Annotated in this window: 5 protein-coding genes; all 5 read left to right on the top strand. The window is 52.9% G+C overall.

Annotated elements, in window-relative coordinates; all coding sequences use genetic code 11:
* Positions 1-417 precede the first annotated feature (417 nt).
* Positions 418-1,455, top strand: a complete 1,038-nt coding sequence (gene asnA / locus ONB24_15240; protein ID MDZ7317465.1) for an aspartate--ammonia ligase — start codon at positions 418-420, stop codon at positions 1,453-1,455.
* Positions 1,401-2,597 (top strand): nucleotidyltransferase family protein, encoded by a 1,197-nt coding sequence (locus ONB24_15235; protein ID MDZ7317464.1) that lies wholly within the window; start codon positions 1,401-1,403, stop codon positions 2,595-2,597. Before asnA ends, ONB24_15235 begins: the two co-directional genes overlap by 55 nt.
* Positions 2,590-3,696: a DUF354 domain-containing protein gene (locus tag ONB24_15230; protein MDZ7317463.1), complete on the top strand. Its 1,107-nt coding sequence runs from the start codon at positions 2,590-2,592 to the stop codon at positions 3,694-3,696. Before ONB24_15235 ends, ONB24_15230 begins: the two co-directional genes overlap by 8 nt.
* A 134-nt stretch (positions 3,697-3,830) precedes the next feature.
* On the top strand, positions 3,831-5,741 hold the full coding sequence (locus ONB24_15225) for a sugar transferase (protein MDZ7317462.1): 1,911 nt from the start codon (positions 3,831-3,833) through the stop codon (positions 5,739-5,741).
* A gap of 409 nt (positions 5,742-6,150) precedes the next feature.
* A partial coding sequence (locus tag ONB24_15220) for a YjbH domain-containing protein (GenBank protein MDZ7317461.1) occupies positions 6,151-7,256 on the top strand: 1,106 nt, incomplete at its 3' end.

The raw sequence follows: 7,256 nt of genomic DNA, 5'->3' as shown, positions 1-7,256 counted from the left end.
GGCGAATTCGAAAGCAGTTCCTTTTACTCCCGCATCGACAGTTGGTGAAATATTCTTTCCAATAAGTTGACCGCATTAGGCCGATTAGAGATCAAAGACTATGCGGATTTATGGGTGATCGCAACTTCAAAGCCGTTCAATGGGAAAGAGATTTTTTCTTAAGCCAAACAAAAGGATGCCGGCCTGGATCCAACGGTTCTGTACAGCCTATTGAGAGCAGTCCCAAAGGATGCTTATAAGCGGATAAAGTGGGCGTGACCCGTTGATGAAAATGCCTTTTATGCGGGCCTTGAGCAATTGGCCGACGATCTCTTGTACGGCAGGGATAATCGATTATATCAACGTTAGGGATAAATTTATCAGAGGCAATCGAGCTTTGTGATAAACGGTTAATGATTTGAGGAGCAGAACAAAAGCATGAACTATCGACTGACGATTCCGGAAAACTATCGGTCGCTGCTTTCGGTCAAGGAGACGGAACGGGCCATCAAACTGATCAAGGACTTTTTTCAAACCAACCTGGCTTTCGAGCTCAATCTGGTGCGCACGACGGCGCCCCTGTTTGTGGAGAGCGGCAAGGGCATCAACGACGATCTCAACGGCGTCGAGCAGCCGGTCGCCTTCGGCGTCAAGTCGGTCGGTGCGCGGGTCGAGATCGTCCAGTCGTTGGCCAAGTGGAAGCGGCTGATGCTGGCCGATCTCGGCTTCGGCCGCTATGAGGGCCTCTACACGGATATGAATGCCGTGCGGCCCGATGAGATGCTCGACAACACCCATTCGATCTATGTCGATCAATGGGACTGGGAAATGGTCATCGACGAGAGTGATCGTTGTATTGACTTTCTCAAAAAAATCGTCGGCACAATTTACGACGTCATTCGGCGCACGGAAAAATATATTTGTCATGAATACCCGGCCGTCAAGCCGGTTTTGCCGGAAACGATCCATTTCGTGCACAGCGAGGAGCTGGAGGAGCGCTGGCCAGAGCTTTCGCCCAAGGAGCGCGAGCGCCGCATTTGCCAAGAATACGGCGCCGTATTCGTGATCGGCATCGGCGGGCCGCTGCGCTACAGCGACTATCACGAGGGCCGCGCGCCCGATTACGACGATTGGATTACGGTCACGGAAGACGGCCGTCACGGCTTGAACGGCGATATTTTGGTCTATAACCCCTTGTTCGACGATGCCTACGAGTTGTCCTCCATGGGTATCCGCGTCGATCGCCGCAGTCTGCTGCGCCAGCTCGAGCTGCGCGGTTGCCTGGAGCGCCGCGAGCTCTATTTCCATCGCCGACTGTTGAACGGCGAACTGCCGCAGTCGATCGGCGGCGGCATCGGGCAGTCGCGGCTGTGTATGTTTTATCTGCGCAAGGCTCACATCGGCGAGATCCAGGCATCGGTTTGGCCGCAAGAGATGGTGGAGAAGTGCCGATCGGCCGGAATTTTTCTGCTGTAGCTCTGCCGACGGTTTATCGAATGGCGGAGAAGGATGCCGATTTGTGCGCCGCCCTGCGCAGCGCAGCGGGAATTTTTTTGGGACTGCGGCCGAAGGACGAATGGCCGCATGCCGTTTCGGCTGAAGCGCTGCTTGGCGCCGCCCGTCAGGCGCAGGTCATGCCGATCGTTTGTGACGCCGGCCTGCAGGTGCTTCCGCAATCTGAACGACCGCCTTTTCGCGAAGCGATGCTGCGCAGCGCGGCGCAGAGTCTGCGTTTGGTGTTGACGGCGGCAGAGACAGTCGGGCTTTTGAACGCCGAAGGGATCGAGACCTTGCTGTTTAAAGGGCCTGCCTGGGCACAGCGCCTGTACGGGAAAGCGGAACTGCGTGATTCGGTCGATATTGATTTATTCGTACGGCGAAAGGATGCGCGACGCGCGGTGGAGATCCTATCGGCCAACGGCTTTCGTTCCGTTTCCGCGCCGATGGTTCAAGAAATTCTGCGCCGGCATTACAGTCTCGAACTCGCGCATCCGCGCACAAAGGTCGTAATCGATCTGCAGTGGTCGATTGCCAACGGTTATTGTCGGGCGCCGTTCAACGATGATGAACTTTTGCGGCGCTCTGAGGTGATCGAACTGGACGGCCGCGCCTTTCGTACTTTTGATCGCGCCATGATGCTTTATCTGCTGGTCATTCACGGCGCCAAGAACTCTTGGAGCGAGCTGCGGGCGCTGGTCGATTTGTCTTCGGCGCTGAGGAAAAATGAGCAAGAATGGCAGACGGCATCAGAATGGCTGCATAGGCTGGGGCTATCCGCGATGCTTGCGACGGGCGTTCAGGCGGCAAACGCTCTGCTGTCGACGCCGATTCCATCTTTTATTCACGCGCCAAAGGTGAGTGCGCAGCGAACTGCGGCGAAGGTGATCGACTTTTGGCGGCGGCGCGGATCCTGCGCCGGTTTGCCGCCGGCATGGGATCGTTTCCGCTGGGATTTGCGTATGCGGCGTTGGCCGCAAAAGGTCAGCTATATCGCTTTTCGCATGCGGCCGACCAAAAGCGACCGGAGCCGAGAAAATGGCGGAACTTGGCTGATGATAAAACGGCTGATGCGAAGCGCCGCAGCTTGGCGGCCGGACAAGCGGTTGTCGAATGGCTGAACAGAGCGGCCGCCGAAGCAGATTCGGACTCGGCAGTACAGGCCGGCGGGTGCTCTTTGACGTAGGTCATCCCTGCGAAGTTCATCATTATCGTTGGGCGGCAAAGATAATGGAAGCGCGCGGCCGGCAATGTCTTTTCGTCGCGCGCGAAAAAGATGTTTTGATCGATCTCCTCGAAGCCTATCGGCTGCCCTATGTGCTTCTGTCGCGCAACCGCGGCGGCGTGCTGCGCAAGCTGCTGCAGGTGCCGCTCGACCTGCTTCGGTTTCATCGCATATTGCGTCGCTTTCGGCCGCAGCGCGTGGTCAGCGCCGTTTCTTTGCACGCCGCTTGGGTGAGCGCATGGAACCGTGTCATGCACATCGCATTTATCGACACCGAGCCGCGGCGTCTGCTCGATCTGTTTACCTTGGGGTTTGTCGATTTTAAAGTGACGGCTTTTTCTTACCAAAGGCGGTTGGGCCGTCATCATATCCGCTATCACGGCAATCATGAGTTGGCCTATCTTCACCCGCAAAGGTTCCACCCCGATCATTCAGTGCTGCAGGAACTTGGTCTGCAACCAGGTGAGCGGTATGTACTCATGCGTTTCGTCGCCTGGCGGGCGCTGCACGACTTGGGATTGCCGAGGATGAGCGATGAGGAACGCATCCGCCTGGTCAGAGTCTTGGCCGAAAAGCGGCGGGTATTTATCAGCGCCGAAGATGAGCTGCCCAAAGAGCTCGAGCCCTTTCGCTTTCCTTTGCCTGCGCATCGGCTGCATGACGCTTTGGCGTTTGCCGACTTGTACGTCGGCGAGGGTATTACCACCGCTTCAGAGGCAACGGTTTTGGGAACACCGGCGGTGCTCGTCAATCCCATGCGCGTCGGTTATTGCGGGGAAGCGGCCCGAAAAGGAATGTTGTTCTATTTTGATCGGCCCGTGGATGCTTTGTGGACATTGTTAGACCGACTCACGGCATTGCCTTCCATACGGGATCGGTTTTCTCAGGCTCATCGTCGGCTTTTACAGGGAACGATCGATGTCTCGGCGTTCATGGCCGAGGTTATCGAAAATCCTATAACAAACGCATGCCATGGTACCGCAGCAGCCGGTTGATTCAGTCTGGAAATTATGAATAGATTACTATTCGGGCATGATTTTCGCAAAATACTGCTGAAAGATTTGCGGCAGCAAAATAGGCTAGGCCCAAGATTAGGAATATTCGGTTGAGCGCTCTTCGGAAATCACATTTGCTTTTGCTGGATTGGTTGCTGTTGAACGCCTCGTGGGCGGTGATGCGCAGCTTTTTCACCTCTGCCTCCAAGCCGGCTTATTTTCACTTGCTGCTGTTGATCAACGGCGCTTGGCTCCTGACCGCTTTTTGGGAGCAGAAAGCAACCCGCATGCGCGAAGGCAGACTGCTTCACCGAGTGCTGTTTATGCTCAAAAATGCCGCCTATATGCTGTATATCGTATCGGTGGTTTTGGTGTTGTTGAGCGTCACCGGTTTTTCGCGGAAATTTTTGTTAGGGGGATTTATGCTGTACGGACTGCTAAGCTCCATGATAGTTATCGGCGATCGGCTTTGGGGTGGGAAGAAAGCCGCTAAAGCCGTATTACCGGTGTCCAAGCCCTTGCTTCCTCATGCGCGACCGGCGATGATCGATTTTTTTCTTTTTACCTTCTCCTTTGCCGCCGTGCATTATTTAAAATACGGCACTTTATCTATTGCCGCCAAGGAGCGGGACCTCTTTTTATTATTCTCGGCCGTTTGGCTCGCTACTGCCGTTTTTACCGATAAATTTCGTTTTCATAAAGAAAGCAATTTTTATTATGAGTATGGGCAGTATTTCAAATCAGGATTGATCGCCGCCGCATTGATGTCGCTGGTTGTTTACGGGCTGCGGCTGTTTCGTTATTCCCGCACGCTCATTTTCGGCACGCTCCTGCTGCTGATGACTTTGGAAGCAGCTGTGTTGGCGCGCAAGTTTCTGCGACGTCGAGCCGGCGTAGCGGAAGAAGATATAGAAACGGTCGAAAACGTCCGTGAATTCGTCAAGAAACACGAGTTGCCCGAGGAGCCGGCAGAATCGACGGTCACTCTATCGGCCGCTCGAGTATTGGAAGGACAAGGACTGGCGGATTATCCGGAGGTGTATGACTTTTTAAGGCGGCAGATCGATCTTGAGAGCATTGATTTTTCGCAGACGCGCGTCTATCACACGGAAACCCGCAGGCCGTTTGCCCAGATTGCCCCGGCTTCGCTAAAGCTATTCATCAACTTGGAGTGGATCGGACGCATTCCGCGGCCGAACGAGTATTTTCTGCAGGTGCATTCCAAATTGAAAAACAACGGCTGGTTTTTAGTACGTAAAGAGCGGCTGGAGGACTATCGCGAGCGATTGCAGGCGAAATATCCGCCGATTTTCGCCGGTGCCGTTTATCTGATGCATTTTTTTCTGCATCGAATGTGCCCCAAGCTGCCCATTCTGAAGACTATTTATGAAGCCGCCAATCGAAATCGAATCAGAGTCATGACGCGTGCCGAATTGTTGGGACGACTGCGTTTTTGCGGATTCAAGCCGGTGGCATTCGAGTACATAGGCGACAGCCACTGGTTCTTGGTGCAAAAGAGCGACCTGCCGTCTCCTGAGGCCAATCCTTCACACGGTATGCTCATTCGTTTGCGAAGAGTCGGCTATCGCGGCCGGATTTTTCGCCTCTACAAGCTGCGCACCATGCACCCTTATGCCGAATTTCTGCAGGACTATGTCCATGAAACCCAATCTTTGGACGACTCGGGGAAATTTAAAGATGACTTTCGGGTGACGCAATGGGGCAAAGTTCTGCGCAAGTATTGGATTGACGAGTTGCCGCAGCTGATCAATTTTATACGCGGCGATATTCGTCTTTTCGGCGTGCGGGCGATCAGCGAGCATTATTTCAGTCTCTATCCGCCGGACGTCCAGCAGCTTCGCCTGCAGGTCAAGCCCGGATTGATTCCTCCTTATTATGCGGACATGCCGAGAAATTTTAACGAGATCGTCGAGTCGGAGCGACGCTATCTGTTGGCGAAACTCAAACAGCCGTTCAAAACCGACTGGATTTACTTTTGGCGGGCGCTGAACAATATTTTGCTTAAAAGAGCCCATAGCCGTTGAGACCTGGATGAACAGGAAAGAGGAAAGTTGAGAAAACATCGGCTTGCGTTATAGGTTTGATTCCTAAGGGACGAGCGAATCAGTAGCGAATTCAATGGGAATGCGCTGTTAAACGCGACTTTACTTTTTCATCTATTTTGATCAAGTAATATGCCTTTGCGGCTTTTTCCGAGTTTTAATAAAAAATTATTATTGATTTTGTTAAAAATATTATTATCTTGCACAGCAGCTTGAGTAAAATGTTGTCACGCAGCCTGGGGCAGTGCTTCCTCCTGTTATCTCCTGAAAAAGCTCAAGTTGAGGACTGAGCCTAGTTGATTGTCAGAGTGCCGAAAAAATCATCAGCACATTTAGAGTTTTTCGGTAACAATAAGAGGCGTATCAGATTAAGAGTTGAAAACCGTCGCTGATGAAAACGATTCATATCTTTGTTATTCTTTTAGCGACGGCTTTTCAGGCGTCAGGTGTCGAGTTCTTTGACAATTTGATCCGACGAGCGGCGGAGGAAGGGTTTGAAAATCTCTACATGGAGCGAGGCGAGTCTAAAGCTCCGGTGCTTTTTTATGAAAACCGCGTTTACCGCGACGAATTCTATGCCGCTGCAGTTCTGCTCGCCATTTGCGAAAAAGAGTTGCCGGAGGCTGAGCATATTATCTTATGTCGCTGCCGGAATCGCGTTCCATTAGTAGAATTGGCTGTTGATTTGACGGATTATCGACGAATTGTAAGGGACGGCGAACCGATGGCGGCAAGTGAGTGGCTTACGCTGCGCTCCCCGCGTCACAAGCTGCCGCGCGAGGCAGAGGTACGGGAAAAGGCGGCGGGCCGATTTGATCTGATTCTGACTCCCGGATTAAGCCTCTATTTGGGAAACTATGACGACCGTTTCAAAGCGCATCTGCAGGTGCTGCCGGCATTATCCACGCATCTCTGGCGCGGCGGAAGCATAATGGTGGAAGCAGCCGTGCCCCTTTACAGCGACGTGAATTACCAGTCCTACCGCTTCAAGAGCTATTCGCAGCTCAATCGTGTTGTGCTGAGTCAATTCATGCGATTGCCCGGCAATGTTTTCCTTTTTCTCCATGCAGGCGCTTTTTATCCGAATCGCTGGGGTTTCGGCGGCGAAGCGGTGAAATGGTTACTGCACCGGCAGTTGGCACTGGGATATCGGCTCGAGTACACAGGATTTCTGCTTTATTTTCAGAATCAGTTGTATTATTCGCAATTGGGACTCATCACATCGCGCGCGTACCTTACAACTTGGCTCAAGCCGCTCAATATGGAGGTTACCGCAAGTTATAATCGCTACGTGATGAAGGATTCGGGTTGGATGCTGGAGGCCATGCGTTTTTATCGTGAGACGGGTATCGGCGCTTACGCCGGCGTGACGCAGCAGGACAAGTTTGGCGGCGTAAAGGTGCGTGTCGCCCTTAGTCGGAATAAGCGTCCAGCCCCCTCTGTTTTTCGTATCGTGTTGCCGAACTATTACGAATATGCTTATAAAGCAACAACCGT

It is taken from the genome of candidate division KSB1 bacterium, from assembly GCA_034505495.1.
In the GTDB taxonomy this organism is placed as follows: Bacteria; Zhuqueibacterota; Zhuqueibacteria; order Residuimicrobiales; family Krinioviventaceae; genus Fontimicrobium_A.
This window is presented reverse-complemented; position numbering and strand designations above follow the sequence as displayed.